Origin of the sequence: Dysgonomonas hofstadii (assembly GCF_014196915.1) — a bacterium.
Lineage (GTDB): Bacteria > Bacteroidota > Bacteroidia > Bacteroidales > Dysgonomonadaceae > Dysgonomonas > Dysgonomonas hofstadii.
This window is the reverse complement of record NZ_JACIEP010000012.1, coordinates 1-26,686: the sequence shown is the minus strand read 5'-3', so window position 1 is coordinate 26,686 and position 26,686 is coordinate 1. Positions and strand designations below refer to the sequence as shown.

Annotated in this window: 26 protein-coding genes; 11 read left to right on the top strand and 15 right to left on the bottom strand. The window is 40.3% G+C overall.

What is annotated here, in order from left to right:
• Positions 1-33: 33 nt before the first annotated feature.
• The 5 genes from atpE to atpD form a co-directional block, all read right to left on the bottom strand.
• Positions 34-285: an ATP synthase F0 subunit C gene (gene atpE, locus GGR21_RS15265; RefSeq protein ID WP_006842280.1), complete on the bottom strand. Its 252-nt coding sequence runs from the start codon at positions 283-285 to the stop codon at positions 34-36.
• A gap of 114 nt (positions 286-399) precedes the next feature.
• Positions 400-1,497, bottom strand: a complete 1,098-nt coding sequence (atpB, locus tag GGR21_RS15260) for a F0F1 ATP synthase subunit A (RefSeq protein ID WP_183308097.1) — start codon at positions 1,495-1,497, stop codon at positions 400-402.
• A gap of 1 nt (position 1,498) precedes the next feature.
• Positions 1,499-1,900, bottom strand: a complete 402-nt coding sequence (locus GGR21_RS15255; protein ID WP_183308096.1) for a hypothetical protein — start codon at positions 1,898-1,900, stop codon at positions 1,499-1,501.
• Between the two features lie 9 nt (positions 1,901-1,909).
• Positions 1,910-2,158, bottom strand: a complete 249-nt coding sequence (atpC, locus tag GGR21_RS15250; RefSeq protein WP_183308095.1) for an ATP synthase F1 subunit epsilon — start codon at positions 2,156-2,158, stop codon at positions 1,910-1,912.
• A 99-nt stretch (positions 2,159-2,257) separates the two neighbouring features.
• Positions 2,258-3,772, bottom strand: coding sequence for a F0F1 ATP synthase subunit beta (gene atpD / locus GGR21_RS15245; protein ID WP_183308094.1), 1,515 nt, complete (start codon positions 3,770-3,772; stop codon positions 2,258-2,260).
• A 334-nt stretch (positions 3,773-4,106) separates the two neighbouring features.
• Here atpD and GGR21_RS15240 point away from each other — a divergent pair, with 334 nt between their 5' ends.
• The 6 genes from GGR21_RS15240 (at position 4,107) to GGR21_RS15215 (ending at position 10,987) form a co-directional block, all read left to right on the top strand.
• The gene (locus tag GGR21_RS15240) at positions 4,107-5,240 is read left to right on the top strand and encodes an outer membrane beta-barrel protein (protein ID WP_183308093.1); all 1,134 of its coding nucleotides are present in this window, start codon (positions 4,107-4,109) and stop codon (positions 5,238-5,240) included.
• Between the two features lie 277 nt (positions 5,241-5,517).
• On the top strand, positions 5,518-7,341 hold the full coding sequence (locus tag GGR21_RS15235) for an LIC_10190 family membrane protein (RefSeq protein ID WP_183308092.1): 1,824 nt from the start codon (positions 5,518-5,520) through the stop codon (positions 7,339-7,341).
• A 249-nt stretch (positions 7,342-7,590) separates the two neighbouring features.
• Positions 7,591-8,784: a saccharopine dehydrogenase family protein gene (locus tag GGR21_RS15230; RefSeq protein WP_183308091.1), complete on the top strand. Its 1,194-nt coding sequence runs from the start codon at positions 7,591-7,593 to the stop codon at positions 8,782-8,784.
• 250 nt (positions 8,785-9,034) lie between these two features.
• On the top strand, positions 9,035-9,952 hold the full coding sequence (pyrB, locus tag GGR21_RS15225; protein ID WP_183308090.1) for an aspartate carbamoyltransferase: 918 nt from the start codon (positions 9,035-9,037) through the stop codon (positions 9,950-9,952).
• A gap of 4 nt (positions 9,953-9,956) precedes the next feature.
• Positions 9,957-10,418 carry an aspartate carbamoyltransferase regulatory subunit gene (gene pyrI / locus GGR21_RS15220; protein WP_183308089.1) on the top strand — a complete coding sequence of 154 codons (462 nt, stop codon included), beginning with the start codon at positions 9,957-9,959 and terminating at the stop codon, positions 10,416-10,418.
• Positions 10,415-10,987 carry a flavin reductase family protein gene (locus GGR21_RS15215; protein ID WP_183308088.1) on the top strand — a complete coding sequence of 191 codons (573 nt, stop codon included), beginning with the start codon at positions 10,415-10,417 and terminating at the stop codon, positions 10,985-10,987. Before pyrI ends, GGR21_RS15215 begins: the two co-directional genes overlap by 4 nt.
• A 3-nt stretch (positions 10,988-10,990) precedes the next feature.
• On the opposite strand, the gene GGR21_RS15210 is transcribed toward GGR21_RS15215, so the two are convergent.
• From GGR21_RS15210 to eco, 5 genes are all read right to left on the bottom strand, one after another.
• Complete coding sequence (locus GGR21_RS15210) at positions 10,991-11,749, bottom strand: MBL fold metallo-hydrolase (protein ID WP_183308087.1); 759 nt, start codon at positions 11,747-11,749, stop codon at positions 10,991-10,993.
• A gap of 11 nt (positions 11,750-11,760) precedes the next feature.
• Complete coding sequence (locus GGR21_RS15205; RefSeq protein ID WP_183308086.1) at positions 11,761-12,687, bottom strand: SPOR domain-containing protein; 927 nt, start codon at positions 12,685-12,687, stop codon at positions 11,761-11,763.
• A 207-nt stretch (positions 12,688-12,894) separates the two neighbouring features.
• A complete protein-coding gene (locus tag GGR21_RS15200) occupies positions 12,895-13,425 on the bottom strand; it encodes an SPOR domain-containing protein (RefSeq protein ID WP_183308085.1) in 531 nt (176 codons plus the stop codon).
• 96 nt (positions 13,426-13,521) lie between these two features.
• Complete coding sequence (serS, locus tag GGR21_RS15195) at positions 13,522-14,793, bottom strand: serine--tRNA ligase (protein ID WP_183308084.1); 1,272 nt, start codon at positions 14,791-14,793, stop codon at positions 13,522-13,524.
• 94 nt (positions 14,794-14,887) lie between these two features.
• Positions 14,888-15,370 (bottom strand): serine protease inhibitor ecotin, encoded by a 483-nt coding sequence (gene eco / locus GGR21_RS15190; RefSeq protein ID WP_183308083.1) that lies wholly within the window; start codon positions 15,368-15,370, stop codon positions 14,888-14,890.
• A 392-nt stretch (positions 15,371-15,762) separates the two neighbouring features.
• Here eco and GGR21_RS15185 point away from each other — a divergent pair, with 392 nt between their 5' ends.
• Together GGR21_RS15185 and GGR21_RS15180 are read left to right on the top strand one after the other, a co-directional pair.
• Positions 15,763-16,560 carry a LiaF transmembrane domain-containing protein gene (locus GGR21_RS15185; protein WP_183308082.1) on the top strand — a complete coding sequence of 266 codons (798 nt, stop codon included), beginning with the start codon at positions 15,763-15,765 and terminating at the stop codon, positions 16,558-16,560.
• An 11-nt stretch (positions 16,561-16,571) separates the two neighbouring features.
• Positions 16,572-17,396: a LytR/AlgR family response regulator transcription factor gene (locus GGR21_RS15180; RefSeq protein ID WP_183308081.1), complete on the top strand. Its 825-nt coding sequence runs from the start codon at positions 16,572-16,574 to the stop codon at positions 17,394-17,396.
• A 178-nt stretch (positions 17,397-17,574) separates the two neighbouring features.
• On the opposite strand, the gene GGR21_RS15175 is transcribed toward GGR21_RS15180, so the two are convergent.
• Positions 17,575-17,937 carry a DUF6463 family protein gene (locus tag GGR21_RS15175; RefSeq protein ID WP_183308080.1) on the bottom strand — a complete coding sequence of 121 codons (363 nt, stop codon included), beginning with the start codon at positions 17,935-17,937 and terminating at the stop codon, positions 17,575-17,577.
• Positions 17,938-18,380: 443 nt separating this feature from the next.
• Here GGR21_RS15175 and GGR21_RS15170 point away from each other — a divergent pair, with 443 nt between their 5' ends.
• Genes GGR21_RS15170 through GGR21_RS15160 form a run of 3 tightly spaced genes read left to right on the top strand, consistent with a single transcriptional unit; the run spans position 18,381 to position 22,416 of the window.
• Complete coding sequence (locus tag GGR21_RS15170) at positions 18,381-19,700, top strand: TolC family protein (protein ID WP_183308079.1); 1,320 nt, start codon at positions 18,381-18,383, stop codon at positions 19,698-19,700.
• 8 nt (positions 19,701-19,708) lie between these two features.
• Entirely contained in the window at positions 19,709-20,770 is a 1,062-nt protein-coding gene (locus tag GGR21_RS15165) for an HlyD family secretion protein (protein WP_183308078.1), read from the top strand.
• Positions 20,771-20,775: 5 nt separating this feature from the next.
• Positions 20,776-22,416 (top strand): efflux MFS transporter permease, encoded by a 1,641-nt coding sequence (locus tag GGR21_RS15160; RefSeq protein WP_183308077.1) that lies wholly within the window; start codon positions 20,776-20,778, stop codon positions 22,414-22,416.
• 94 nt (positions 22,417-22,510) lie between these two features.
• Here the strand turns inward: GGR21_RS15160 and GGR21_RS15155 are convergent, their stop codons facing one another.
• The 4 genes from GGR21_RS15155 to GGR21_RS15140 all read right to left on the bottom strand — a co-directional run bounded on the left by GGR21_RS15155 (position 22,511) and on the right by GGR21_RS15140 (position 26,355).
• Positions 22,511-24,670, bottom strand: a complete 2,160-nt coding sequence (locus GGR21_RS15155) for an elongation factor G (protein WP_183308076.1) — start codon at positions 24,668-24,670, stop codon at positions 22,511-22,513.
• A gap of 255 nt (positions 24,671-24,925) precedes the next feature.
• Complete coding sequence (locus GGR21_RS15150; protein ID WP_183308075.1) at positions 24,926-25,171, bottom strand: hypothetical protein; 246 nt, start codon at positions 25,169-25,171, stop codon at positions 24,926-24,928.
• Between the two features lie 205 nt (positions 25,172-25,376).
• On the bottom strand, positions 25,377-25,886 hold the full coding sequence (locus GGR21_RS15145) for a hypothetical protein (protein ID WP_221233013.1): 510 nt from the start codon (positions 25,884-25,886) through the stop codon (positions 25,377-25,379).
• A 46-nt stretch (positions 25,887-25,932) separates the two neighbouring features.
• Positions 25,933-26,355 carry a MarR family winged helix-turn-helix transcriptional regulator gene (locus GGR21_RS15140; RefSeq protein WP_183308074.1) on the bottom strand — a complete coding sequence of 141 codons (423 nt, stop codon included), beginning with the start codon at positions 26,353-26,355 and terminating at the stop codon, positions 25,933-25,935.
• Between the last annotated feature and the right edge of the window lie 331 nt (positions 26,356-26,686).

Genomic DNA, 26,686 nt, shown 5'->3' with positions numbered 1-26,686 from the left:
AGTATACTATTAAACTCTGAACTGATAAACTTATTAAAGGATAAATCCACATACTACAACAGCAAATAAGGCAACACCTTCGACCAGTGCAGCCGCGATGATCATAGAGGTACGGATGTCACCTGCAGCATCTGGCTGACGGGCAATCCCTTCCATTGCAGAACTACCGATCTTACCGATACCGATACCTGCTCCGATTACAGCTAATCCTGCACCTAGTGCAGCACCAAAACCTGTTAAGCTTGTTGCAGCTTCTGCTGCTTGTAATAAAGTTGATAGTAACATAATCTTTTTAATTTAAGTTATTTATTATTGTTAATTTATCAATTTGAAAATTAGCATATTAGCAAATCAGATGTTCCATTTTCGAATTCGCTAATTTCCGAATTTGCTAATTATTTAATGTTTCTCTGCATGATGGTGCGGCTCTACCTGCGCCAGGCCGATAAATACGGCCGAAAGCATGGTGAACACATAAGCCTGGATGTAAGCGACCAGTATTTCGACCATACTGATGAATACCGTCAGCAAGACAGACACCAGAGTCATCGATGTATTAATCACTGTTCCCAGATTCACTGTCACGAATATAAGACAAGTCAGTCCGAGTACGATGGAGTGTCCTGCCAGTATATTGGCGAAAAGACGGATCATCAGGGCAAACGGTTTTGTAAACACACCTACCAGTTCGATCGCCGGCATAATAGGCACAGGCACTTTCAGCCATGTGGGTACATCGGGCCAGAATATTTCTTTCCAGTATTCCCGCGATCCGAATACGTTCACAATAAAGAACGTGAACAATGCCAAGACCAGTGTTACGGCAATATTACCGGTTACATTGGCTCCTCCCGGAAAAATCGGGATCAATCCCATGATATTGTTGAAAAATATAAAGAAGAACACCGTTAACAAATAAGGTGAAAACTTCCTGTAATTCTTTCCAACACATGGTTTGATAATATCATCCTGAACGCTCATTATGAACATTTCCATAAACCCTACAAAACCTTTAGGGGCTTTATGCTCACCCGATTTAGCCTGTTTTTTATACCATTTTGCTACACTCATTACGATAATAAGCAATAAAACAGAGCTTATAATCAGTGCTGTAGCATTTTTGGTAAGGGAAATATCCAGAGGACGAACTTCTTCGCCGGCAGCGTTTTTTTCAACAATCTTACCCTTATAATCTCCATCCCGGGCAATATAAAAACCGTTGTATGCATCATGTCCATGATGAAATTGAGTGGACATAAACACATGCCAGCCGCTTGTTTCTCCCTTTACTATAACAGGCAGGGGAATAGATATGTGCGTGTCGCCCCATGTGGTAAGGTGCCACTCATAAGAATCGGCGAGGTGCTCGAGGATCAGTTCCTTTACATTCAGCTCTTCACCTTCTTCTTCGTGCCCACCTGCCGCCGACATAGGCCGAACACCTATCACCGCAAGCAGGAAAACCAAAGCCAAAATATATCTCAAATAGTGTTTCATACTATTGTTGTTTTTTCTTTAACCGTTTTTCTATCCTCAGGAAAAGGAATGCTTCGAATCCTAAAAACAACAGATAGAAAATCATAAATACAAGAATAAAGCTTTTTATACCTTCTCCTACTACTTTTGCATACACCAGAATAAAGATCAGCGCGGCAAAAATCTTGACCACCTTAGTCAACATGTATGTATTGAGCATTTGCCTTTGGGTGACCCTCCGGCTGGCAGACTCCACATAGATGAGAATAAGAGATTCGAGCAGTAAGAAAAAGAGCAAAATGCCTTCGTACCAATCCGGATAAAAGTCAGGGAAAACGTAGTACAGCAATGCTCCTACAAGAGCCCCTATTATCAACCCGAATGCCAGTAGCGAAGTAATCAGTTTAGCTTTAAAAAAGTCCATCCTTCTTTGTTAAGCGACGCAAATCGTTACAACCCCATCGTTTACTTCTGCTATACCGCCATTCACATCCAGCGATTTCTCTGCTCCATTTTCCATATAAGTAATCACCCCTTTTTGCAAAGGTGAAATTAACGGAGCATGGTCAGGTAAAACGCCAAAGCTACCCGATATACCCGGAATAACAACAGATGCAACTGCACCGGAATACAATGTTCTCTCTGCTGAAATAATATTTAATTGGAGTTCTGATTTTTTCATATTCTTTAATTTGAAAATTAGCAGATTTGCAAATCAGCAAATTCTAGTATTTTAAAAATTCACATTTGCTAATTTTCGAATTTCCATATTTGCTAATTATTATTGAGCTGCCTGAGCAAGGATCTTTTCACCCTTGGCGATGGCATCTTCTATAGTTCCGACGTTCAGGAATGCTTGTTCCGGCAAATTATCGACTTCACCGTCCAGAATCATCTTGAATCCTTTGATCGTATCCTGTATGTCAACAATAACTCCCGGCACTCCGGTAAACTGCTCTGCCACATTAAATGGCTGCGACAAGAAGCGTTGAATACGTCTGGCACGGTTTACTGTCAGCTTATCATTATCCGAAAGCTCTTCCATACCAAGAATCGCGATAATATCCTGCAATTCCTTGTTGCGTTGAAGTATTTGTTTTACACGCTGAGCCGTATCGTAGTGGTCTTGTCCCACAACCATAGGATCGAGACTGCGGGAAGTAGAATCCAACGGATCCACAGCAGGATAAATACCCATTTCGGTGATCTTACGGTTTAGTACCGTTGTAGCATCCAGGTGGGAAAAGGTTGTAGCAGGCGCAGGGTCTGTCAAGTCATCGGCAGGTACATATACAGCCTGTACAGATGTAATAGACCCGTTCTTGGTCGAAGTAATACGCTCCTGCATGGCACCCATTTCGGTGGCCAGTGTAGGCTGGTAACCCACAGCCGAAGGCATACGTCCCAACAGTGCTGACACCTCTGATCCGGCCTGAGTGAAACGGAATATATTGTCAATAAAGAAAAGTATATCTTTTGGGCCTTCTTCTTTTGAGTCACGGAACGATTCGGCTATTGTAAGTCCGGAAAGAGCGACTGCTGAACGTGCGCCCGGAGGTTCGTTCATCTGGCCGAAAACAAGTGAGATCTGAGATTTGGCAAGTTCTTTTTCATCTACCTTAGATAAATCCCAGTTTCCCTGAGCCAGGCTTTCTTCAAATTCCTTTCCATAGCGGACAACTTCCGACTCTATCATTTCCCTGAGCAGGTCATTTCCCTCACGGGTGCGCTCCCCTACTCCGGCAAAAACAGAATAACCATTGTGTTTCTTGGCAATATTGTTGATCAATTCCATGATCAATACAGTCTTACCCACACCGGCTCCGCCGAATAATCCGACTTTACCTCCCTTTGCGTAAGGGGCAAGCAAATCCACCACTTTGATACCTGTGAACAACACTTCACGGGTAGTCTGTAACTCTTCGAACTTAGGAGGCTCGCGATGTATAGGGTTACCACCTTGTTTATCGAGGGTACTCATTCCATCGATAGCATCTCCCACAACATTCATCAGGCGTCCTTTTACCTGATCGCCGATAGGCATCCTGATAGGTGATCCTAACGGAACCGCTTCAAGGCCGCGACTAAGGCCGTCTGTACTATCCATCGCAACAGTACGCACGGTGTCTTCGCCTATGTGTTGTTTTACTTCGAGAATCAAAGAGCGGCCATCAGGCCTTTTAATTTCAAGGGCATCGTTGATGTTCGGTAAGTTAAGAGCGGGATCGCTGGTATCGAAGAAGACGTCTACCACAGGCCCGATAACCTGAGAAACATGCCCGATTGTTTGTGACATAAGCTTTCTATTTATTATTATTTCCTTTTTATATTCTTTTTTTCTTGGTATAAACAAATTTCGGCAATTTGGATTGGATTTATATAAAATCATTACTTTTATATAAAACAAGGTCTAAATTACTAAAGTTTTCTGGTATAATCAAGTATAGGAGAAGACTGCCGAGTAATTTGTGTGATATCAGACTCTTCTGTAAAAAACGCTTGACAAATATAAACAATATAAACTTTTAATGGTATTTTTGTATTGCAAAAATACAAGAATACTTATCTTTTTTAAACTTTAGTTAACTAATCGGATTTTCTTTCTTATATAACCTTAAAATAATACGATAATGAGACTGACATTAATTATTTCTATCTGTTGTGGCTTTATTCTAAATTCTTTATACGGGCAGGAAGTAAAAAAGGAACCTGTTATAATAATAAATATAAATAATATCCAAGAGCAGGTCACACTACTGATACCGGCCGATGTTTCCTTACTAAGCGATGAAATAACAGTACTAAAAGGAGGAACTGGATTTGGAAAGGATGCAATAAAAAAGACATATTATCCGAAAGATTTAAAAGGATACGTTCTGGAGGATGGTAGAATTTTTGAAAGCGAAATTCTTCCGTCAGAATATGAATATAAGAAAGTTTTTCTTGAGAAAATAATGACCAACGACGGGGTCTCCATATATTCATATCTGTATAAGGATTATAAAAAGCCGATACTTTTTATGAAAGAGAAGAGGATGGTTCAGTTGGATGCAGATGCAGAACCTTTCAAAAGCTATATAATAGACAAGGCTTCATCATGCGAAAACCTAAGCCCGAAAGATTTCCGGAACATCCAGCCTAAAGAATCGGATATACTTAACAGCTACAAAGCCTTAACCAACTGCAATGGCAGATTCCTTAACCGAAAAGCGCACTTCGGTATAATGGCAGGCCTAAATGTGACCCAATTAAGTTCCAGCGATATATATACCAACAATAAAAATGAGACCTCGGTAGGTCCGGCAATAGGAGTATTCGCCGATATTCCGTTCTCTTATAAATCATTCAGTTTTCGGCCCGAACTTTTTTATAGGAAGGATGCTTCGGATGCGTTTTTGTATAGCAGAGAACATGCCTTGATCCTCCCTCTTAAAGTAAGATATACCCACCTTAATGCAAAAGGGAATATTCTACCTTATATAGAAGCAGGCGTAGCTATGGGATATGACATATCAAAAATCACTTCATACACAGAATATCCTCAGGCCTTACTAGATTATTACGAAAAGCATAATATAGAGCCCCCCGTATTTAATCCGGATGATGTATCAAAAGTTTTTTTGGGGCTTACACTAGGTGGAGGCATCGAAACTTCTTTTATAAAAGAGCATCCTGTATATTTTGGTTTGAATTATCTATATACAAATGCCAATAATATAAAAAGCCACAGCTTTACTTTAAATGCATCGATAGCTCTGTTTTAAATAAATAGGACATATCATGGCAGGCAATATGCTGCTTTAATTTTGAATAAACGAATAGACTTTTAAGATTTTTAAATTATCAATATCCATCTTCTATCCGGGTACCTCTTGGGTCTATCGTCTTTATATGCTGAATCTTTCCGACTTGTTAAATAAAAATGAGGAAACATATAAAACCCGAAATAGAAGGTACTTTAAATAAAATTTCCAGCCTCCCGAATAAATATGATAAGGTACGGTCTGTTTAGTATTTATATTCTTTACTTATATTTGCTGCATGTTTGCAATTTTATTCTCGTGGATCGTAATCTTTTTCGTTCTGTTCTCTATAGGGGATCTCTTTATTGATATTTACAATAAAGCCTGTAAAGGCCGGGAACGTTATAATACACTGGACACAGTATTTGCCGGAATATGCTTTGTCTCACTTCTTCTTTCCATCACATCTTTGTGCCTGCCCTCCAATCATTATATGTTGCTGACGTTATTTATCCTTAGCTTGGCACACTGCACAATTAACAGGAAAACACTGCATGAAAGATTTACCGGATACAAGAAAAGTACAGGGCTTTTGTTGAACGTGTCACTCGCATTGATAGTGTTGTCCATAGCTTTCTATATTTCTTTTATGTCCGAATCTTTCGATTCGGAGTTCTATCATCAGCAAAATATAAGGTGGAACGAGGAATATAAAATTATCCCCGGACTGGCAAACCTGGAAGACCGCTTCGGATTTAATTCTGCTTATCTGCTTATATCTGCGATTTTCTCTTTCCGTTTTTTGTTCGGAGACGCCATCTACACAATGCAGGGATTGTTATTCACCCTGATGATCTTATCGGCTTGTGCAGAGCTTTACAGGTCGAAAGGAAATATCAAATATGTACTGTTAGTGTTATTTTTGCTGATTATCCTAATATGGAACCATAAGAATCTGGATAATACCAGTACAGATATCATTCCTTTACTCGGCTGTTTCTATTATATATCCAAAACAGCCCTCGATTCCCACTGGATCAACCGTCAGCCCCTCTTGGCCTGTTTATTACCTGTTACTTTGGTCACCTATAAGTTATTCACAGTCGTTTTTTGTCTTATTGTCTTCTATATAGTTTTTTATCTGATACGGGAAAAGAAATACAGGAATCTGAATTTTATCATAGTTGCATCAGTGTCTGTTATGCTGTTTTGGTGTATACGAAATATCATAATCAGCGGATACCTGGCATATCCATTCCGTTTTATAGACATATTTTCTTTCGATTGGAAAGTGCCTTTAGGTGTAGCGATGTTGCAGGAAGCATATATAAAAGATTATGCGGAATATATATTTTTATGGTATTTCAGCCGCGATGTCATTATCTATGACCTGAATTCTGCGAAACTACAGGTCATCTACAGGATATTGAGCAGTTTTATCTATCTGACAGTTGTTTTATCACCGTTTATATTAACTTTTATCCGTATCAAAAACAGAAGTATCGATAAGAATACATTGGCAGTGTATGTTGTATCGCTACTTTCTGTTATCACAGGTTTATTGTTTGCTCCCGATCTGAGATTTATAAATGGATTTTTATTCGGAATAGCTCTTCTTATGATCTGCATGAGCATAAAGCTGTTTAAAAAGGAGGAAATATTATTCCGGCGGACAAGCAATGCCATGATTATCATGTTTACTTTATTGTTTATGATAGTCTCGTTCAAAAATAAAGACAGGATTATCTTTAACATATCAAAAGGCAGGCTTACAGAAATGTTATATAAACCTATGCCTCATCCGCTTAGCAATCATGATAAAAGCGAATTTGACGAGTATAATCTCAATGGAACGGTTATATACATTACAAGGAATGGCGATGACCGGACGTTCGAGATGTTGCCGGCTACTAACCCTACCGGAATACCATATAGTCCTTTCGAAGGCAACAAAATACAGCATATAGAAACCGTCGAACTCAGAGGCTCAGCACTTTCGGAAGGTTTCAGAACGAAGAAAGAATACATTGGATCATTAAATGAAAATGCCGGAATTTATAAGGCCGAATACAAGATGCTTTTTTATAAAAAGATGTACAAGGACCGGAAACCTTTCTGGTAGGCTTTTCGTTATTAAGGCAAACAGGCCGTTGTATTTTATTTCAGATATTTTATCTATAGAATATCAACGTGCTAATAGGCCAATAACAGGCTCTTTGAGAAATAATAAAAAACTTGTCACCTTTGTCAGGTTTTAGTTAAAAAGTAGAGGCTGATTAAAAACTGAAAAGTGTGTAAACTTTGTCAACATTTATCAGCCTATCGGTATAAAATACTATTTTTGCATAACGAGAATATAAAAATCAAAATAATGGGAAAAGTTTTAATCATAGGTGCCGGAGGTGTTGGCACTGTTGTAGCACATAAAGTGGCTCAGAACATGGACGTTTTTGACGAAATCATGCTGGCCAGCCGTACCAAATCGAAATGTGATGCCATAGCTGAAGCTATCGGAGGCAACAAAATAAAAACCGCACGGGTGGATGCCGATGATGTAGAAGACCTGAAAAAGCTATTCAATTCATTTAAGCCCGACCTTGTGATCAATGTAGCTTTACCGTATCAGGATCTGACAATAATGGACGCTTGTCTGGCATGCGGCGTTAACTATCTCGATACAGCTAATTACGAGCCAAAAGACGAAGCTAAATTTGAATATAAATGGCAATGGGCATATCAGGACAAATTTAAGGAAGCCGGATTAACTGCTATACTGGGCTGTGGATTTGATCCGGGCGTTACCAGTATTTTTACTGCTTATGCAGCTAAGCACCACTTTGATGAAATTCATTATCTGGACATCGTAGATTGTAATGCGGGAGACCACGGCAAGGCTTTCGCTACGAACTTCAACCCGGAAATAAATATCCGTGAAGTTACCCAGAAAGGAAAGTACTGGGAAAACGGAGAATGGGTGGAAACCGAACCTCATGCGATACACAAACCGCTGATATATCCGAATATCGGACCTAAAGAATCGTATGTGATATATCATGAAGAATTGGAATCTCTGGTAAAGAATTACCCAACGTTGAAGCGTGCCCGTTTTTGGATGACCTTCGGCCAGGAATATCTGACTCACCTCCGTGTGATACAGAATATAGGTATGTCCCGTATCGATCCTGTTATTTATAACGGGGTGGAAATCATCCCTATCCAGTTTTTGAAAGCTGTGCTTCCCGATCCGGGAGAACTGGGAGAAAATTACAAGGGAGAAACTTCTATCGGTTGCCGCATAAAAGGAATAAAAGACGGGAAGGAACGCACTTATTATATTTATAATAACTGTTCGCACGAAGCTGCTTACAAAGAAACAGGAATGCAGGCTGTCAGCTACACCACCGGAGTCCCTGCCACTATCGGAGGCATTATGTTTATGAAAGGCCTGTGGCGTAAACCGGGTGTATTCAATGTGGAAGAATTCAATCCCGATCCGTTTATGGAACAACTGAACAAACAAGGACTGCCTTGGCACGAATTGTTTGACATAGATCTGGAAATGTAAGCATAAAAATCAAAAGCCTCTTTTACAAAAGAGGCTTTTGATCCAAAACTATTTATAAATTATAAGCCTTTATCTCAAAAAAAGTACCTAACTTTGTATGGTAAGATCAGATAATAAACTGTATGTTTAATAGTAAAATGCAACCCCTATATCGTTCGCAGTTATCAGATAATTTTAATATATTATCCTCGGAAAGATTTTCTTTTTCGGGGATTTTTTTTGATATACAAATTCATCAAAACAGATAAACATGAGTAAAAAAAGCTTAGTTTCAATTACAGACTATTCGAGGGAAGACATTCTGAGAATATTGAATCTGACACAGAAATTTGATGAAAACCCCAACCGCAGACTACTGGAAGGTAAGGTATGCGCTACTCTCTTCTTTGAGCCGTCTACCCGCACCCGCCTTAGCTTCGAAACTGCAGTAAACAGGCTGGGCGGACGGATTATCGGATTTTCCGATGCATCTACTACCAGTTCCACAAAAGGGGAAACGCTGAAAGATACCATTGCTATGGTTAGCAATTATGCCGATGTTATCATTATGCGCCATCACCTTGAAGGAGCAGCGCGCTACGCTTCGGAAGTCTCGTCTGTACCCATCATCAATGCCGGAGACGGGGCTAATCAGCATCCTACACAAACGATGCTGGATATGTATTCCATCTATAAGACACAAGGATCTTTGGAGAATCTGACAATCACTATTGTGGGTGATCTGAAATATGGACGCACTGTACATTCATTGATAATAGGAATGTCACATTTTAATCCTACATTCTACTTTGTTGCACCCGAAGAGTTACGCCTGCCTGAATCATACAAGGCTTTCTGTGACCAGCGTGGAATAAGGTATAAGGAGTTTACAGAATTTGCTCCGGAAGTGATAGATAATGCCGACATACTCTATATGACCCGTGTGCAGCGTGAACGTTTTACCGACCTTATGGAATATGAAAAGGTGAAGAATGTATATATCCTGAAAAGAGAGATGATAGCTAACACAAAAGATAACCTGAGGATATTACATCCTCTGCCGAGAGTTAATGAAATCGATCAGGATGTAGACGACAGCTCCAAAGCGTACTATTTTGAACAGGCTAAAAACGGGGTTTTCACCCGTCAGGCTGTAATTTGTGATTCACTAAACATCGTAATAGAGTAAACTTATGAAAGAACGCAGAACAGAATTACAGGTTGCTGCTCTTTGCAACGGAACAGCAATAGACCATATACCATCTAATGTCGTATTTAAAGTAGTTTCGTTGCTTGAGCTGGAAAAGATAAAGAACCCGATTACCATAGGGAATAATCTTGAAAGCAAGAAGATGAGTTCTAAAGGGATTATCAAGGTTTCAGATAAATTCTTCGAAGAGGAAGTTATTAATAAGATAGCCCTGATCGCCCCTAATGTCGTGCTGAATATTATTCATGATTATGAAGTAGTGGAGAAAAAGCGCGTAGTACTGCCTCAAACAATAAAAGGCATAGTAAAATGTAATAACCCTAAATGTATTACCAATAACGAACCTATGCTCACTCATTTTGAGGTTATAGATGCGGGGAAGATAGAATTACGCTGTCACTATTGTGATATCAAGATAAATAAAGACGAGATCATCCTCAAATGAAGCAGGACTGGAAACCGGGCACACTTATTTACCCTTTACCTGCAGCTATGATCAGTTGCGGATCGTCACCCGAAGAATACAATATTATTACACTCAGCTGGCTGGGTACGATCTGTACCAATCCGCCGATGTGCTATATCTCTGTGCGTCCCGAACGCCATTCCTATGAAATCATTAAGAAGAATATGGAATTTGTAATCAATATTACCACCCAGGAACTGGCTTATGCTACAGACTGGTGCGGTGTAAGATCAGGCCGGGACTTCAATAAATTCGAAGAGATGGGACTTACGGCAGGCAGAGCATCCATAGTGCAGGCTCCCATTATAGAGGAGTCGCCTCTCAACATAGAATGCAGGGTTAAAGAAATACTCAGCCTCGGGTCTCACGATATGTTTATTGCCGATGTGGTAAATGTAAAAGCTGACGAAAAACATATAGATGAAGAAACAGGGAAGTTTAGTCTTGAAGACGCTCATCCTATTGCTTACTCTCATGGTCAATACTATGATCTGGGAAATAGAATAGGTGGATTCGGGTGGTCTGTGAAGAAGAAAGATAAGGACTAAACCTCACACCTCTATTTCCAATCCGTCATAAGACAAAAATACATTCTCCGGCAATCTCTTTTCTACTTCCTCGTGTAACCCCATCTGGTGAGAAAGATGAATAAGGTATGTTTTTCCAGGCATTATCCTGCTTACAGCTTCCAGAGCTTCATTCAGGCTGAAATGAGCGATATGTTCACTGGTTCGTAAGGCATCTATTACCAAAACATCCAGATTTTCCAGTTTTGAATATTCATCCTCCGGTATAGTCTTCACATCAGTAAGGTATGCGAAATTCTGTATCCGGTAGCCCAAAATAGGAAGGCGGTAATGCATCAGTTTTATCGGCTGTATCTCAATGCCTTTTATTTGGAACAGATTATTTTCATTTACTTCATGCAAGGTCAGGGATGGTACACCCGGATATTTGTGTTCCGAAAAAGAATAAGGCATCCGCACCTTTAATGCGTCTAGCGTTATTGGGCTCGAGTAAATATCCACATCACCAAACTTACTGAATGGCCTTAGGTCATCCAGTCCTCCCACATGGTCGTAGTGCTCATGGGTAAGCAAGACTCCGTCTATAGGCCGGAAAGGCTCATCCATAATTTGCTGCCTGAAATCGGGACCGCAATCGATAAGCAGCCTCACATCACTTATAGTCACTAAAACAGACGCCCGTAAGCGCCTGTTCCGTGTATCGTTTGAAGTGCAAACATCACACCGGCAACCTATCTCGGGTATTCCGGTCGATGTTCCTGTTCCTAAGAACTTAATTCTCATTATTTTTCTTTTTATTCATGTACCAGTATCCAGAGGTCATCCAGAGATATACCATACCTGCTGACTCTTCTGGCTTTGGACTGCCCTTCTACATATTTTTTCGTAAAATCTTCCAATTGCTGAATTGCACCTGCATTACTATCATGCCCTTCTAATAAAGTATAAAATAAGCCTGTTCCGTTTTTCACAACCAGCGCCCTTTCTCCCAAACCATTGAAAGTCCGTTTCACAAAGTCTGCATTATTCTGGCTCTTGAACGTACCTACTACAACAGAATATTTCTTCAGTAGAGCTTTATCCTTCTCGTCAGCCAGAGTCACAGGTACAGACCTCAATAAGTTCCATGTGTTATTGAACTGAGAAGTTGCAGCAGGTTTTGGAGATGCAGCCGATGCTATAGCAGGATCAGCTGGTTTTGTCGCAGGCTTGGCTGTCGGCGATGGAGTAGTGCTATTACTTGCTGGTTTAGAAGTTGCTAATGCAGGTACTTCCACATTGGTTTTAGCTGGGGTCGATGCAGATGCTAATGTCTTTTTCACCATTGGAATTCCCGGAATTTTAGGTTCAGGGGTTCCTTTTCCGTAGTCGGGTGCCCGATCCAGTGTTTCGTCACAGCCAAACAAAGCTTGGGATGCCGATGAATTACGGTCCAGCTCCAGTGTGATAACCGGATGTAGCAGTGATTTCCCCCCCTGCATAATATCTGTTACAGCCGTCATATTCTTCATCACAGAATCGAGTTCTGCAACGGTAATAACATCAATTATTTCATCGGGAGCCTGAATGCCTTTCTGATCGTGAAGTTTTATGTCTCCATTATGCCTGTTCAACGATTTGTAAAAGCTTTTATATCCTTTATCTTTCCCTGTCTGAGATTGGCATGGCATGACGATAAAGATGAACGCGAGTAGTAAAGTTGTGTAAATAGATATCTTCATATGAATTCCGTGTTTGCGAAAATATAAAGTACTTCGTTATGTTTCACAAAGATAACAAAAAACAAGATTAAACAATATGCTCAGATAAATAAACTTTCATTAACAATATACTTTTAACGATAAGCGTCTGTCATGTGTCTTTATTCATATACAATAGGGAGGAAAACCTGACGATCTTCCTCCCTACCTGAATAATATCTCAATTCATTAATATTCTCTCTGAAGTATCCACCAGTCATCAAATGGAATACCGTATTTACTCTTCAATTGAGTTGGGGTTCCCATACTGTGGAATTTCTCCAGTATTTCATTTTTCTTGGCAACAGCCTGTTCTTTAGAATCATAACTTGCGATTATAACTCTGTACAAACCTGATTCGTTCTGTGCAAGAATAATGCTATAACCTTCGTTACCCAATCTTTCTTTCAGTGATTCTGCTCCCGGCTTCATTGCCATAGCCGCAACAACAACACTATATGCTTTCAGGCCTGATGCATCACTTTCGTACACCGGAGTCACTTTTTCTTTCCTCACCGATTCTGTTGCAGGAGGCGTATAACTTGGTGTTGTAGCCGGTTTTGAGACTGTAGCCGTAGATGATGCAGCGGTATTATCTTCCATTTCTCTTTCTTTGGCTGATTCGTATACCGATTTATATGCACTTTGTTTAGGCTTACAAGAACCGAAAGCTATAACAAAAGCCAGTGCCAATCCTATACCCATTAATTTCTTATTCATACCTTTTCTTTTATCTTAATTTTAACATTTAACACAAAAGTAATACTAAACTATTTAAAATAACAGTTTTTCGGGTGAAATAGTTTCTTTTTCACTTTAATTAATATATTCAAATCCGGTGTAAGGAACTAATGCTTTTGGTATGCGGATGCCTTCCGGAGTCTGATTATTTTCGAGCAAAGCGGCCACAATACGGGGCAGAGCTAATGCACTGCCATTCAATGTATGAGCCAGCTGGATCTTTTTATCAGCGTCACGATAGCGGCATTTCAAACGGTTTGCCTGATAGCTTTCGAAGTTGGAAACTGAACTTACCTCCAGCCATCGTTTTTGTGCAGCCGAAAACACTTCAAAATCAAAAGTCAAGGCGGAAGTAAAGCTCATGTCTCCTCCGCAAAGACGAAGTATACGCCAAGGTAATTCCAATTCTTCAACCAGTGTTTGAACATAGTTAACCATCTCTTTCAGTGAATCGTAAGAATGCTCGGGTTTATCGATGCGAACAATTTCTACCTTGTCAAACTGATGCAAACGGTTCAAACCTCTTACATCTTTACCGTATGAACCAGCCTCGCGACGAAAACAGGCTGAATAGGCCGTATTCTTTACAGGGAGGTCTTTTTCCTCAAGTATAACATCACGATAAATATTTGTCACAGGTATTTCAGCCGTAGGAATAAGGTACAGGTCGTCTATTGTCGCATGATACATCTGCCCCTCTTTATCAGGTAAATTTCCTGTCCCGTAACCCGATGTCGCATTTACCACATAAGGAGGCTGCACTTCAAGGTATCCGGCGTCACGGGCCTTATCCAGAAAATAGTTGATAAGAGACCGTTGCAGCCTTGCGCCCTTTCCTTTGTAAACAGGAAATCCTGCTCCCGAGATTTTCACGCCCAGTTCAAAATCGATCAGATCATATTTTTTCGCCAAATCCCAGTGAGGCAAGGCACTTTCGTCTAACTCCGGCATAACCCCTCCGCTACGTTCCACTACATTATCTTCAGGTGTACGTCCTTCAGGCACCTCATCGGCCGGAAGATTAGGGATCAGTACCAGTAAGTCCTGTAAATCCTGCTCTGCCTGACGCAGTGCATCTTCCAGTATTTTGTTTTCCCCTTTCATCTCAGCCACCCGGCTTTTGGCGGCTTCAGCCTCAGCCTTTTTGCCGTCTTTCATCAATTGTCCGATGTGTTTCGATAATGAGTTGGATTCGGCCAGACTGCTGTCCAGGGTAGTTTGGGTTTTCTTTCTTGTCTGGTCTATTTCCAGAACCTTCTCTATGATCTCTTTCCCGTCAAAATGTTTCTTAGCCAGTTTCTTGATTACCAGCTCAGGGTTTTCACTAATCGTTTTCAGCGTCAACATATCTCTGATTTTTATTTAAGACGCAAAGGTATAAATTTTAAGAAACAGTTTGAAGAATATCGTTATAATATATCTTCAAACTGTTTCTTTATTCTTATTTTTCAGTCGGAACCTGTTCTTCGCCCGCCTGCCAGATGCGGTATCTTATCTCGTATCCTTTAGGTGCATATATGACAATAGGCATCCTGCTGTTATATCGTACCGTCAATGTCTGACCTGATATGAATTTATCCTCTTTAGGTTGGTTGCAGGCCATCATTGTTGAGGCTACTTGTCCATCGGTAGAGAATTCGTAGTATGTATAACCCCATCCTTCAAGATTGATTTCGGCTATGAATCCGCCTAATCTGTGACGATTGCAATCTACGTTCATCACTTTACCTGGTATCAGTTCTACCAGATATGCTCCTTCATCGCTCTTTTCATCCAGATAGATAACAAATCGGTTCACACTGTCTGTCGCTGCCGGAAACGGTTCCAATATCTTATCCATATCGTTCTTATCCTGCGCGTTAACTGTAATACTCATAGCACTTACAGTAAACAGAAACAGCATTGTTTTTAAAATATTTTTCATATTCATCATTTTTTAATTAATAATCTATTTTATTAGAACAGCTTTATCTGAAGATGGTTTAATCAATCCGAATCACTTATTGTTAAAAGTTAACAAAGGATTTTTTTCACACTTCTGATTTTTAATTAATAATGCGAGTCAGTAGTTCGTTTACTCTGCAGTTTAACTAAAACCTGACAAATTTCACATGCCTTATTCATAATTTATAACTCATAATTTACAATTCCTTTATTTACATAGATAAATAACTTTGCACATTCCACAGAAATAAGTATATCTTTAAAGATTTTTTAGAATAATTCGTCGGGAAATACAGGTGCTTCACCGATTGATTATTGTGTATGGAGGCGGATAAAGATAATTTTACATCGAAAATCAAAAAATATATCGTCATGGAAAATGAAATAAAAAACAAACATTTTTGTAAAAGAGGAAGAGGAGGGGACGGAGTAGGCTTTGCGCTTTTTCTTATCCTTTTCGGGGGAGTATTCTTATGCCTGAATACAGGCGTGATTCCGGAAATATACAGGCCAGTACTTATATCGTGGCAAATGCTGCTTATTGTTATCGGGTTATGGACTGCTATAGTAAAGCAACATTATGGAGGCGGAATTATATTAACGCTGGTCGGATTAGTCTTCATATACCCGAAATTGAGTCTGCTATTCCCTGGATATCTGGCCGGGTTTAATATTGACATCCGGACTTACTGGCCTGTAATACTGATAATAGCAGGTCTTATTCTTATCCTCGGATGGAGATTTCCTAATAAAAGAAAGCGCCATTGGGAAAAACATTTTAGAGAAGAAGAACGACAAACAGAAGCTTGTGGAGGTGTAAACTATAACAGTACCGATTATATCGATAAAAACTTGCTTTTTGGCGGCTCGGAGCAGATTGTGCTTTCAAACAACTTCAGGGGAGGTGAAGGAAATGTGATGTTCGGCGAACTAATTATTGACCTGCGCAGGGCAAAACTGGCTGAAGGCACTCATAAACTCGAGTTGAACGCTATGTTTGGCAGTGCTATCTTATATGTAACTCCCGACTGGAATCTGGAAATGCGCTCGAGTAGCTTTTTAGCATCAGTAGAGGACAAACGTTATCAGGCTACTCCGGTAGCAAACAGCACCTCGACGTTAATTGTGAAAAGCAGCGCCATGTTTGGCAATATTGAGATCCGAAACTGATAGAAACAATAATGGATAAACGGCAAATCATCATACACATAATTATAGCTGTATTGGCGGCCTGCATCCTCTATATATGCTCGAGACCATTAGTTACGGTTCCCGATTCTGTACTGATTACTGATGTGGTTGCTTCGGGGATTGTATTATCCGGTCTGCTATTATTGCTCAGTAACATTGTGGCATACAATCCTTTTTCGAATCTGTCGCTCAGGCAAAAGCTTATTAATTACAGCGCCTTGGCTATTCTGTTCGTAACATGCTGGATCGTGTTGGAATATTTTGTCCTTTACATATCATTTCCGCCTGAAAAATGGCAATTGCTGTATCCCTTATTGCCTGTACGTATATTGATCGCCATATTTATTTATATCATAACGATACTGATACATAGCGTACAGCAGGAACGGGAACCTGAGGAAAAAGAAAATGAATCCGGGAATGAAAATATTGTCCGCCAAACTATACCGGAAGAAATGCAGAAAAATGAGCCCGAAACAATTGAGATACTAGAACGTATTGCTGTCAAGAATGGTCAGAAAATAGAGGTGATACCTGTTCACGAGATAGCCTGTATACTAGCCGAAGGAGACTATGTAATGATCCATTCACAAAAAGGCAGGTATCTGAAGGAGCAGACAATGAAATCGTTGGAGGCGGGGTTGCCGTCTGATAAATTTGTAAGGGTTCATCGTTCCAGTATTGTAAATGTTGACTTTATTGCACAAATAGAGCTATACGATAAACAGAACCAGTTATTGAAATTGAAAAACGGAGTACAGGTAAAAGTCAGCCAGGCCGGATACCGGTCATTGAAATCGACAATAGGCCTGTAATATTTCAGGTCTTATAAAATATTTGATTATTGAGGACGTGTCAAAATTCAACCCACACTATCAAATAATAATGTTTGCTGAAGCTGCCCCAAAAGTAAAGTAATACGATCAAAAAGATACCAAAAATTACTTTTGGGACAGTCTGTTTTTTATATAATTCCAGGAATGCAATATATCCCTACCCTTTATCCTTAGCCAGAATTATAATTAATGCTTGCGGAAGAAAAAGCCAAAATCCCGATACAGGTTCGACAATACAACCCAGGATTGTTACAGCGAGCAGTATATAGCCTAAAAGTACAGGTAATGGTTTTCCTGTTTGCTTTATGAATGCATGCGCCAAAAAACCCAGCATCATGATGAGCAGGCCGCAAATGAGGAACCAAAAAGCAAAGCCTTTTTCAAAATCATCATTTACTGAATCGAACAACCCTTGCTTTATCATTTGCATATAAGTACCTGCGCCAAGCAAAATGGCGACTATAGTATGCAAAAGTCCTGTTGCAATAAATAAAATACCACTATATCTCCAGATTTTCATACCTGTTATGTTTGATAGATCCAGATGCAAAGGTATGTATTTTGGATGACAGTAGTATCGGATGGCGATAGTAAGTTATTAACGCCAATCAGTAGTTAAATAAATTGCTCAATTATTTACTGCGTACAATGAAGATTGCTTGCCATCCTTTTTTCCTAAGCAAAAAAAGGATACAAATTTCATTTATTTAACATTTATATAGGGTTACAACTTATTGAAATATTCTTTTACTTTGCACTCCGAAATCTTATCCAGAGATTTACTTTTCATAATGCAAAGAGAGAAATTAAGGAACAAATCATATATATCATATATATCATATATAGTTATTAAAGATTATTGCAAACTGCCGTTGCTTATCGGCTGGTATTCCTCAAACCTTACATTTTCCTGGTTTTCCTAAACAGGAAATAACACCCTAAAAAATCAATATTTATATACATATGAGTAAATTTTATTTGCTCACAGGAGTTTTATGCATACTTCTGTGTGCCCCTGAAGTATCTGCACAGGGAAAAGTAACCAAAGTGCTGACACTGGATGAAATGTTTCATCTGGCAGCAGAAAACAGCAAACAGCTAAAATTATCGAAAACAGGTATAGAAACGGCAAAAAGAGCGACAGATGTAGCAAAGAACGCACGTCTACCTGTTATTGATGCCTCTTTGTCATTCTCTTATCTGGGCGACGGTACTATTATGGACAGGGAGTTTACAAACGTAGCCCGTGCCGCGATGCCCCATTTCGGAAACAATTTTGCGCTGGAAGCTTCTCAGGTGGTTTTTGCGGGAGGTGCCATATCCAATTCGATAGCCAAGGCAGAACTGGAAGAACAGGTTGCCCGGTTGAATTACGAGAAAGACCTGATGGATATCCGGTTCCTGCTGACAGGTTATTATCTGGATTTGTATAAGCTGATGAATCAAAGGGAAGTATATCTCAAAAATATTGAGCAGACAGATGTACTGATCAGGCAGATAAAGGCCAAGCATAACGAGGGAATGGCGCTGAATAACGATATAACCCGTCATGAACTGACCTTACAGAATTATAAACTTGCCCTTATCGAGATAGATAACAATTGTGATATTCTCAATCATCATTTGATAATAACGTTGGGCTTACCCGATAATATAGCGATCAAGCCCGATACGGCCATTCTTGATACCAATTTAGGGAATATTGCCTCGAATCACCTGATGCAGGAAGCAAACAGTAATCTTCCCGAATTAAGATCAGCAGGGGTGAATATAGAGATCGCAGAGAAAGGTATAAAACTAGCCAAGGCTGATTATCTGCCATCGGTAGCCATCGTAGCTGCCAACCATTTCGACGGGCCGATCACAATTGAAGTTCCGCCAATAAATAAGAATTTCAACTATTGGTATGTAGGAGTAGGTGTGAAGTACAATTTATCTTCACTATTCAAATCAAAGAAAAACGTCCGGTTAGCAAAGACACAACTAAACATTGCGACAGAGACAAGAGACGTGATAACAGAAAATACCGAAAAGGCCATCCATACGGATATGACACGCTATAAAGAATCTTTCGAAAAACTGAACACTTTCGAAAAAAGCCTCGAACTGGCAAATGAAAACTACCGCATTGTCAACAACAGATATATGAACGACCTGGTGTTGATAACAGAGATGCTCGATGCCAGCAACACGAAGTTAAACGCTGAATTACAGGTGGTAAATGCCAAAATCAATATCATTTACAATTACTATAAATTACAACGGACAATAGGAAAATTATAATCGACAATATGGAAACGAAAGAAAACAGACAAAAAGGAAAAAGTTTACGGTTCAGGATATTTAATTATGTATTACTCATCTTCATCGTTGCCGGCATAGGCTGGGTAATAGCCCAGTTTGTAATAGTCGGCAGTTCCCGGTATACAAATAACGCGCAGGTTAAGCGCCACATTGTTCCGGTTAACTCACGGGTACGGGGATATATAAAAGATATCCGGTTCGAAGAGTATCAGCACGTCAGCAAAGGGGATACTTTGCTTATTATAGACGATGCTGAATATGTTTTCCTGCTGGCTCAGGCCGAAGCTAATTATGCAAATGCACTGGTGGGGAAAAGCGTGATGGGCTCTACGATCAGTACGACTTACAATAACCTCACGGTTTCGGATGCCGGAATCGAAGAAGTAAAGGTGAGGCTGGGACACGCTGCCACTAATCTGAGACGATATCAAAACCTGCTGGCACAGGAAGCTGTGACACAAGACCAGTATGATAATATAAAAACAGAATATGATGCCACAAGGGCTAAATACGACATGCTTGTCCGACAGAAAAAATCGACAGCATTGATGGGCGAAGAGCAGACAAAGCGCCTTTCGCAGAACGATGCGACTATCAAGCAGGCTAAAGCGGCATTGGATATGGCAGCACTGAACCTGTCGTATACAGTGATAATAGCTCCATGTGACGGCATCGCAGGACGCAAGGACTTGCAGATAGGACAACTGATACAGCCCGGCCAGTCGGTTGTAAGCATTGTCGATGACTCGCAGGTCTGGGTAATCGCCAATTTCAAAGAGAAACAAACGAAAAATATTGTTCCGGGCGATGAGGTTGAGATCGACATCGATGCCATCCCCGATGCGAAATTCAAAGGAAAAGTATCGGCCATATCGCAGGCGACAGGTTCGGCATTTTCCCTTGTACCGACCGATAATTCTACGGGAAATTTCGTGAAGGTCGAACAACGTATACCTGTCAGGTTGGAGTTCACGGATGATAATACCCCGGAGAATATAGCAAAATTGAAGGCCGGAATGAGTGCTGAAGTTTATGTAAAATCTAATTAAGACAGATGATACCACAAGGAAAATACCGCATTATGGCATTCAAGGAATTTGTTCCTGACAAACTGCGGTTTTTAATATTATTATTCACGGCTATACTTTTTCAATTATCCAATAGCATCTACCTGACCAACCTGAATGAAGTTGTCGGAGACAAAGCTTTGACGGCGGAGGATATAAAGTTTATACATACGGCCGGATTTATCGGCATGACAATGATCTTCCCTTTGCTATTCCGCATCAAGTTCCGTTTTATGTCCCGGACTATCTTATTGTCGGCTATAGCGATCATCATTACCGGAAATGTTATCTGCCTGTATTCGGACAATGTCCTGATATTGTATACAACGTCTTTCATACTGGGAGCTGTCAAGATGATCGGGATGTTCGAGTGTATGTCGTCCATACAGCTGGTTATTACACCGACAAGGGATTTCACGGTATTCTTTTCGGTGGTTTACCTGATTGTTCTGGGTTCCATCCAGCTATCGGGATTATTGACCGCCCAGATATCTTATCTTTACACATGGAAGTATATGCATATACTCATTGTAGGTTTGTTCTTATGCGCTATGGTAATTTTCTACTTTTTGATGCGCCCGATCCGGCTGATGAAGAAATTTCCTCTGTACCAGATAGACTGGCTGGGAATGGGGCTGTGGACTTTAGTACTGGTGCTTGTCAATTTTATTTTCGAATACGGAAAACGCCTCGACTGGTTCGATTCCGAATACATCCGGATTGCCACCATTGCCACTATCGTTATTCTTATCTGCGCCATACAGCGTATGTTCGGAATCCGCCGCCCGTTTATCATGCCCGAGGTTTTTAAGTATAAAAATCTGATGAAGGCTCTGGTACTCCTGGCTTTTTTACAGATTTTCCTAAGTACCTCCACCGTTGTTTTAAGTGTATTTACAGGAGGAATCCTGCACTATGACATCCTTCATAGCACTTCGCTGAACTGGGCGGTTTTTATCGGTGTCGTTCTGGGTGCGGGATATGCATTCTATTGGATGGCTGTATACAGGGGAAACTACAAGACTATATTTTTTATCGGCTTCCTGTGTTTTGTACTTCATCATCTCATCCTGTATTTTATCTTCCAGCCGGGAATCGCCAAAGAAGACCTGTATCTGCCTTATGCATTGAAAGGTGTTGGTTATATCACTCTTTACATCAGTATAGCATTATATGCTGCCGAGGGGGTATCTTTTCCTCATTTTTTCCCGAGCATTACGGTAATGAGTTTTGTAAGGAGTGCAATCGGGGGGACTATGGCAACCAGTCTCTGTTCCAATCTGATGCAGTACCTTCAAAAGAAAAACCTGATAATCCTGTCACAGAATATGGATTTACAAAATCCCGTCTCCGGTCATGTCTTTCGTGATACGATGAGCAACTCTTTGGCCGCAGGGCAGACTGTAGAACAAGCCGAAATTGCAGCGACAAAGGCACTGCACGGGATCACCAATATGCAGGCAATGCTGCTTAGCTGGAAAGAAATTTTCGGAGGCATTACCCTGTTAGGGATAATCGTACTCTTGGGCATTCTGTCTATGCGGTATTTAAAGCCGACCTACCATCAATTTCCTAAGTTAAAGAATATATGGAGGCATATGTGGGGTAAAGCCTATAGTGGGCGGTAATGAGCGTTATAAAATTTTAGTATCCAACTATTTTTCAAACAAAAGCCCCCGGAGGATATATCCCCGGGGGCTTTTGCTATAAATAAGATTTTGTTTAATCTTCGTCTTTCTGGCTTGCTTCGTATTCTTTCAACAGCTTGTCCTGAACATCGGATGGTACAAGTTCATAGCTTGCAAACTTCATGGTGAAGGAAGCTCGTCCTCCTGTCAGCGAACTTAATGAAATAGAATAGTTAGACATCTCTTTCAACGGAACTTTAGCTTTCAGTATTTCAATACCACGGTCGCTTTCCATACCCATTATCATGGCACGGCGTCCCTGCAGGTCGCTCATCACGTCTCCCATTTTGTCTGACGGTACCGATACCACCACATCATAGATAGGTTCAAGGATTTTCGGCCCTGCATTCTTAAATGCTTCGCTGAACGCATTACGTCCGGCTAGCATGAACGAAATTTCATTCGAGTCTACCGGGTGCATTTTTCCATCATATACAACTACACGCACGTCACGCGCATACGAACCTGTTAGCGGGCCTTGTTCCAGGCGGGACATGATACCTTTGAGGATTGCGGGCAGGAAGCGTGCATCGATAGCACCTCCGACGATACTGTTCACGAATACCAGTTTTCCACCCCAGTCAAGGTCGTATGTCTGCACATCACGAGCCTGTACTTTAAATTCCTGTCCGTTGAATTTGTATGTTTCGGGCATAGGCATACCATCTGTATACGGTTCGACAACCAGATGTACTTCACCGAATTGCCCGGCACCTCCCGATTGTTTTTTGTGGCGGTAATCCGCGCGGGCAGCTTTGGTTATTGTCTCGCGATACGGTATCTTAGGTTCTGAATAAACGATGGATATTTTATCATTGTTTTCCATTCTCCATTTCAGTGTTTTCAAATGGAATTCACCCTGTCCCGATACGATCAGTTGCTTCAACTCCTTCGAGTTTTCGATAACCCATGTAGGATCTTCTTCGTGCATACGCTGCAACACCTCGTTCATCTTCTCGGTGTCTTTTTCATTTTCAGCTTTTATCGCGCGACGGTATTTAGGGTCCGGATATTTGATGAAGTCAAATTTATTATCTGCTCCTTTAGCATTCAGGGTGTTACCTGTACGCACGTCTTTCAGTTTAACGGCCGCACCGATATCGCCTGCCACAAGTTCTTCTATTTTAGACCGTTGCTGTCCGGCAGGAACGAAAATCTGTCCCATACGTTCTTTCGATCCCCTGTTTGCATTTAGCAGGTCATCGCCTTCGTGCACTTTTCCGCTCATTACTTTAAAATAAGATACCTCACCTACATGCGGTTCAACCATTGTTTTAAAGAAGAACAGGCTGGTAGGCACGTCTGCTTCGGGTTTAATCTCCACTCCTTCGGTATTTTTAGGAGCTGCAAGGTCGCGTACGTAAGGTACAACGTTTCCAAGGAATTCCATCGTACGGCGCACGCACATATCTTTTTCGGCAGATACGCAGAAGACAGGGTAAAGGTCTCTGTTAACAAGTCCCCAGCGGATACCCATACGCATTTCTTCTTCCGAGAGGGTTCCCTGCTCGAAGAATTTTTCCATGAGCGATTCCTCGTTTTCTGCGGCTGCTTCTATTAATTTCTGTTGTAAATCTGTGGCCTTATCCATTTCTTCGGCCGGAATGTCAAGTACTTCGGGAACTCCGCCTTCGGGTTTCCACTTGAACATTTTGAATTTTAAAACATCGATAACTGCATTGAAGCCTTCCCCTACATTAACCGGGTACTGAATCAAAACAGCTTTGTCGCCATAGTCGGCTTTAAGTTGTGAAACTACATTATCGAAATCGGCTTTCGGATGGTCGAGCTGATTGACAATGAAGATTACAGGTTTTTGTAGCTTTTGAGTATATCTTAACTGGTTGATAGTGCCTACTTCTATCCCATACTGGGCATTGAGTACCATCAGTGCTGTATCGGTTACATTCAGCGATGTAACCACGTTTCCGCCAAAGTCGTCTGATCCCGGACAGTCAATAAAGTTTAGTTTGCGATTCATCCATTCCACAGAGAAAATGCTGGAAAAAACCGAATATCCGTATTCTTTTTCCACAGGGAAATAGTCCGAGACTGTATTTCCGTCTTTCACACTTCCTCTGCGTTTTATGACGCCAGCTTCATAGAGCATGGCCTCGGCGAGAGTGGTTTTGCCCGCTCCCGAACTACCAAGAATAGCTATATTCTTGATTTCTTGTGTTTGGTAAGTTTTCATGGCCTAAATGTTTTACATGGTTAATACTTTTTTACCAAAATAGCCTCCCTCCGGAGGCGACATTTCCAAAATTAGTAAAATGTTTTTTGGTATTAGCAAGAAAACACAGGTTATTTAGTTATAAAAATTTAACAAGTGGATAAAATGTTGTAAAACATGAAAAATAATATAAGAAAATTCGCAACGGGACATAAAAAAAGGGAACTGTCTAAGTCCCCTAAATTAAATTTTATTGTTTTTTTTGAATGATATTTGTTATTTATCGTCGTGTTCACCTGTTCTCTTAGAACGACGATGCGGAAGCACTATATATTTTTCCACATCAACGGCGAAAGCGCCTAATACAGATACGCCTATTATCAAAAGGAGTGTCCAGCCATATGATTCCAATGTTACCTGATAGGGCTCTTTTTCAAAGATTAATAAATTGGTAAATCCGGTCAGTAAAGACCCTGTGGATAAAATCATGAAAAAGAACATAAATCTTTTAAGAAATTTCATATATATTAGTTTTATGTTAGTGAGACCTTATGTTGTTGTAATTATACCAATGGTTGTCCGGCACTGAGTCAATATCTGTTAATCCACCAAAAACAACTCACTGTACTTTATTCATTATATTTAGAGCCTGTTTCCGTTTTAAAGATAATAATTATATTTTAAAGATAATAATTATTATTTATGCGAATCAGTAATTGCTGGTATCTTAAGCCTCGGATTTTTTCTTTTTCCATGGTTTTTGTACCGAAATGGCAATAACAGCCAATAGTAATATGGTCTGAACTGTGCCCCATATCTGCGTTGTTTGTATATTTTCAAGAAAGACAGGATCAGTAAAGGCCGCATCACGAAGCTGGCCGGCTATAACTACATTATTGTTGATGCAGGGCCCCAACACAAATGTTCCAAATATAATTTGCAGGATAGTCATTATCCATTTCACAATAATCCAGGGATGTTTGAAGAATCCCCAGTTAGTCCATATACTGTATATCAATCCTGTTAAGAATGCTCCGGACGCACCATAAATAATGAAATAGTCATCTACTATTTGTAATATTCTCGAACGCATATACAATTCATCACCCGATTCGGGATAAGTAATAAAAATCAATAGGCAAAGTGTAACACCGCCAATTATCCAGCAGAAGGCAAAAAAAATGTGAAACATCTTTAGAATTTTAGCCGCTTGCGGTTTAAGCTTCTTTATTTCCATATTCTTATGAGTTTATATTGACTGGTCAATTATTTGAATAAAAAAATCATCTGATATTTTGATGTATCCTGTCAAGGACATCAACAACCAATTCATATTCTTTGTCGTCTATCCCTGCCAAAATGATTTGCTTTGACCTTTCGAGGCAATCCATTACTTTAGGCATCAACGCTTTTCCTTGTTTTGTTATTACAACACTGTTTTTCCTCATAGTAACAGGAATCCTTTGAATCAAGCCTTTTTTTTCAAGTATATCTAAAGTACGTTTTATTGCCGCTGTGTCTTTATAAATTTTATCTGCCAAATCTTGCTGGCTTATACCGTCTTCATCATAAAGACATTTCAGAACTATATACTGCGAATGAGGAAGGTCTATACCTTCTTTCTTCAAAAGGCTATTGAGATGCGTAGCCATCGAATTCGACGCGCGTGCCAATAGAAAACCCAGAGTATGCTGTTTCGTTCCCATACAGCAAAGATATAAAAAATATTGACTAGTCAATATCTATACAGGACAAACGAAATTTATTTGTGCTGCCCTGGAAGTACTATGAGGAATTTATCCCATTCATCAGATTTGGGATTAATTATCTATAGGGAAAAACGGCCCCCTAACCCCCGAAGGGGAAATTAGCCTCCCCTTGGGGAGGTGGGAGGGGCTCTTAATTCTTAATCATTATGGCAAAATACAACGAAAAATTAGTTTCACGCATCGAAAGGCTCATCGAAGCCGACCTGTACACAATCTCCGAGATATGCACGGCTATGAAGATCAGCCGAAATACGTTTTACTATTGGAA

Bases quoted from the DNA above. Each gene is read 5' to 3' on its own strand.
- GGR21_RS15145 (WP_221233013.1), bottom strand. From the start codon at position 25,886: ATGGAAATAAAGAAGCTTAAACCGCAAGCGGCTAAAATTCTAAAGATG.
- GGR21_RS15205 (WP_183308086.1), bottom strand. From the start codon at position 12,687: ATGAAGATATCTATTTACACAACTTTACTACTCGCGTTCATCTTTATC.
- GGR21_RS15180 (WP_183308081.1), top strand. From the start codon at position 16,572: ATGGATAAACGGCAAATCATCATACACATAATTATAGCTGTATTGGCG.
- atpB (WP_183308097.1), bottom strand. From the start codon at position 1,497: ATGAAACACTATTTGAGATATATTTTGGCTTTGGTTTTCCTGCTTGCG.
- GGR21_RS15170 (WP_183308079.1), top strand. From the start codon at position 18,381: ATGAGTAAATTTTATTTGCTCACAGGAGTTTTATGCATACTTCTGTGT.
- atpC (WP_183308095.1), bottom strand. From the start codon at position 2,158: ATGAAAAAATCAGAACTCCAATTAAATATTATTTCAGCAGAGAGAACA.
- pyrI (WP_183308089.1), top strand. From the start codon at position 9,957: ATGAAAGAACGCAGAACAGAATTACAGGTTGCTGCTCTTTGCAACGGA.
- GGR21_RS15240 (WP_183308093.1), top strand. From the start codon at position 4,107: ATGAGACTGACATTAATTATTTCTATCTGTTGTGGCTTTATTCTAAAT.
- GGR21_RS15200 (WP_183308085.1), bottom strand. From the start codon at position 13,425: ATGAATAAGAAATTAATGGGTATAGGATTGGCACTGGCTTTTGTTATA.
- atpE (WP_006842280.1), bottom strand. From the start codon at position 285: ATGTTACTATCAACTTTATTACAAGCAGCAGAAGCTGCAACAAGCTTA.
- GGR21_RS15150 (WP_183308075.1), bottom strand. From the start codon at position 25,171: ATGAAATTTCTTAAAAGATTTATGTTCTTTTTCATGATTTTATCCACA.
- pyrB (WP_183308090.1), top strand. From the start codon at position 9,035: ATGAGTAAAAAAAGCTTAGTTTCAATTACAGACTATTCGAGGGAAGAC.
- atpD (WP_183308094.1), bottom strand. From the start codon at position 3,772: ATGTCACAAACAATCGGGCATGTTTCTCAGGTTATCGGGCCTGTGGTA.
- GGR21_RS15210 (WP_183308087.1), bottom strand. From the start codon at position 11,749: ATGAGAATTAAGTTCTTAGGAACAGGAACATCGACCGGAATACCCGAG.
- serS (WP_183308084.1), bottom strand. From the start codon at position 14,793: ATGTTGACGCTGAAAACGATTAGTGAAAACCCTGAGCTGGTAATCAAG.
- GGR21_RS15255 (WP_183308096.1), bottom strand. From the start codon at position 1,900: ATGGACTTTTTTAAAGCTAAACTGATTACTTCGCTACTGGCATTCGGG.
- GGR21_RS15140 (WP_183308074.1), bottom strand. From the start codon at position 26,355: ATGGGAACGAAACAGCATACTCTGGGTTTTCTATTGGCACGCGCGTCG.
- GGR21_RS15185 (WP_183308082.1), top strand. From the start codon at position 15,763: ATGGAAAATGAAATAAAAAACAAACATTTTTGTAAAAGAGGAAGAGGA.
- GGR21_RS15215 (WP_183308088.1), top strand. From the start codon at position 10,415: ATGAAGCAGGACTGGAAACCGGGCACACTTATTTACCCTTTACCTGCA.
- GGR21_RS15175 (WP_183308080.1), bottom strand. From the start codon at position 17,937: ATGAAAATCTGGAGATATAGTGGTATTTTATTTATTGCAACAGGACTT.
- GGR21_RS15235 (WP_183308092.1), top strand. From the start codon at position 5,518: ATGTTTGCAATTTTATTCTCGTGGATCGTAATCTTTTTCGTTCTGTTC.
- GGR21_RS15165 (WP_183308078.1), top strand. From the start codon at position 19,709: ATGGAAACGAAAGAAAACAGACAAAAAGGAAAAAGTTTACGGTTCAGG.
- GGR21_RS15230 (WP_183308091.1), top strand. From the start codon at position 7,591: ATGGGAAAAGTTTTAATCATAGGTGCCGGAGGTGTTGGCACTGTTGTA.
- eco (WP_183308083.1), bottom strand. From the start codon at position 15,370: ATGAAAAATATTTTAAAAACAATGCTGTTTCTGTTTACTGTAAGTGCT.
- GGR21_RS15155 (WP_183308076.1), bottom strand. From the start codon at position 24,670: ATGAAAACTTACCAAACACAAGAAATCAAGAATATAGCTATTCTTGGT.
- GGR21_RS15160 (WP_183308077.1), top strand. From the start codon at position 20,776: ATGATACCACAAGGAAAATACCGCATTATGGCATTCAAGGAATTTGTT.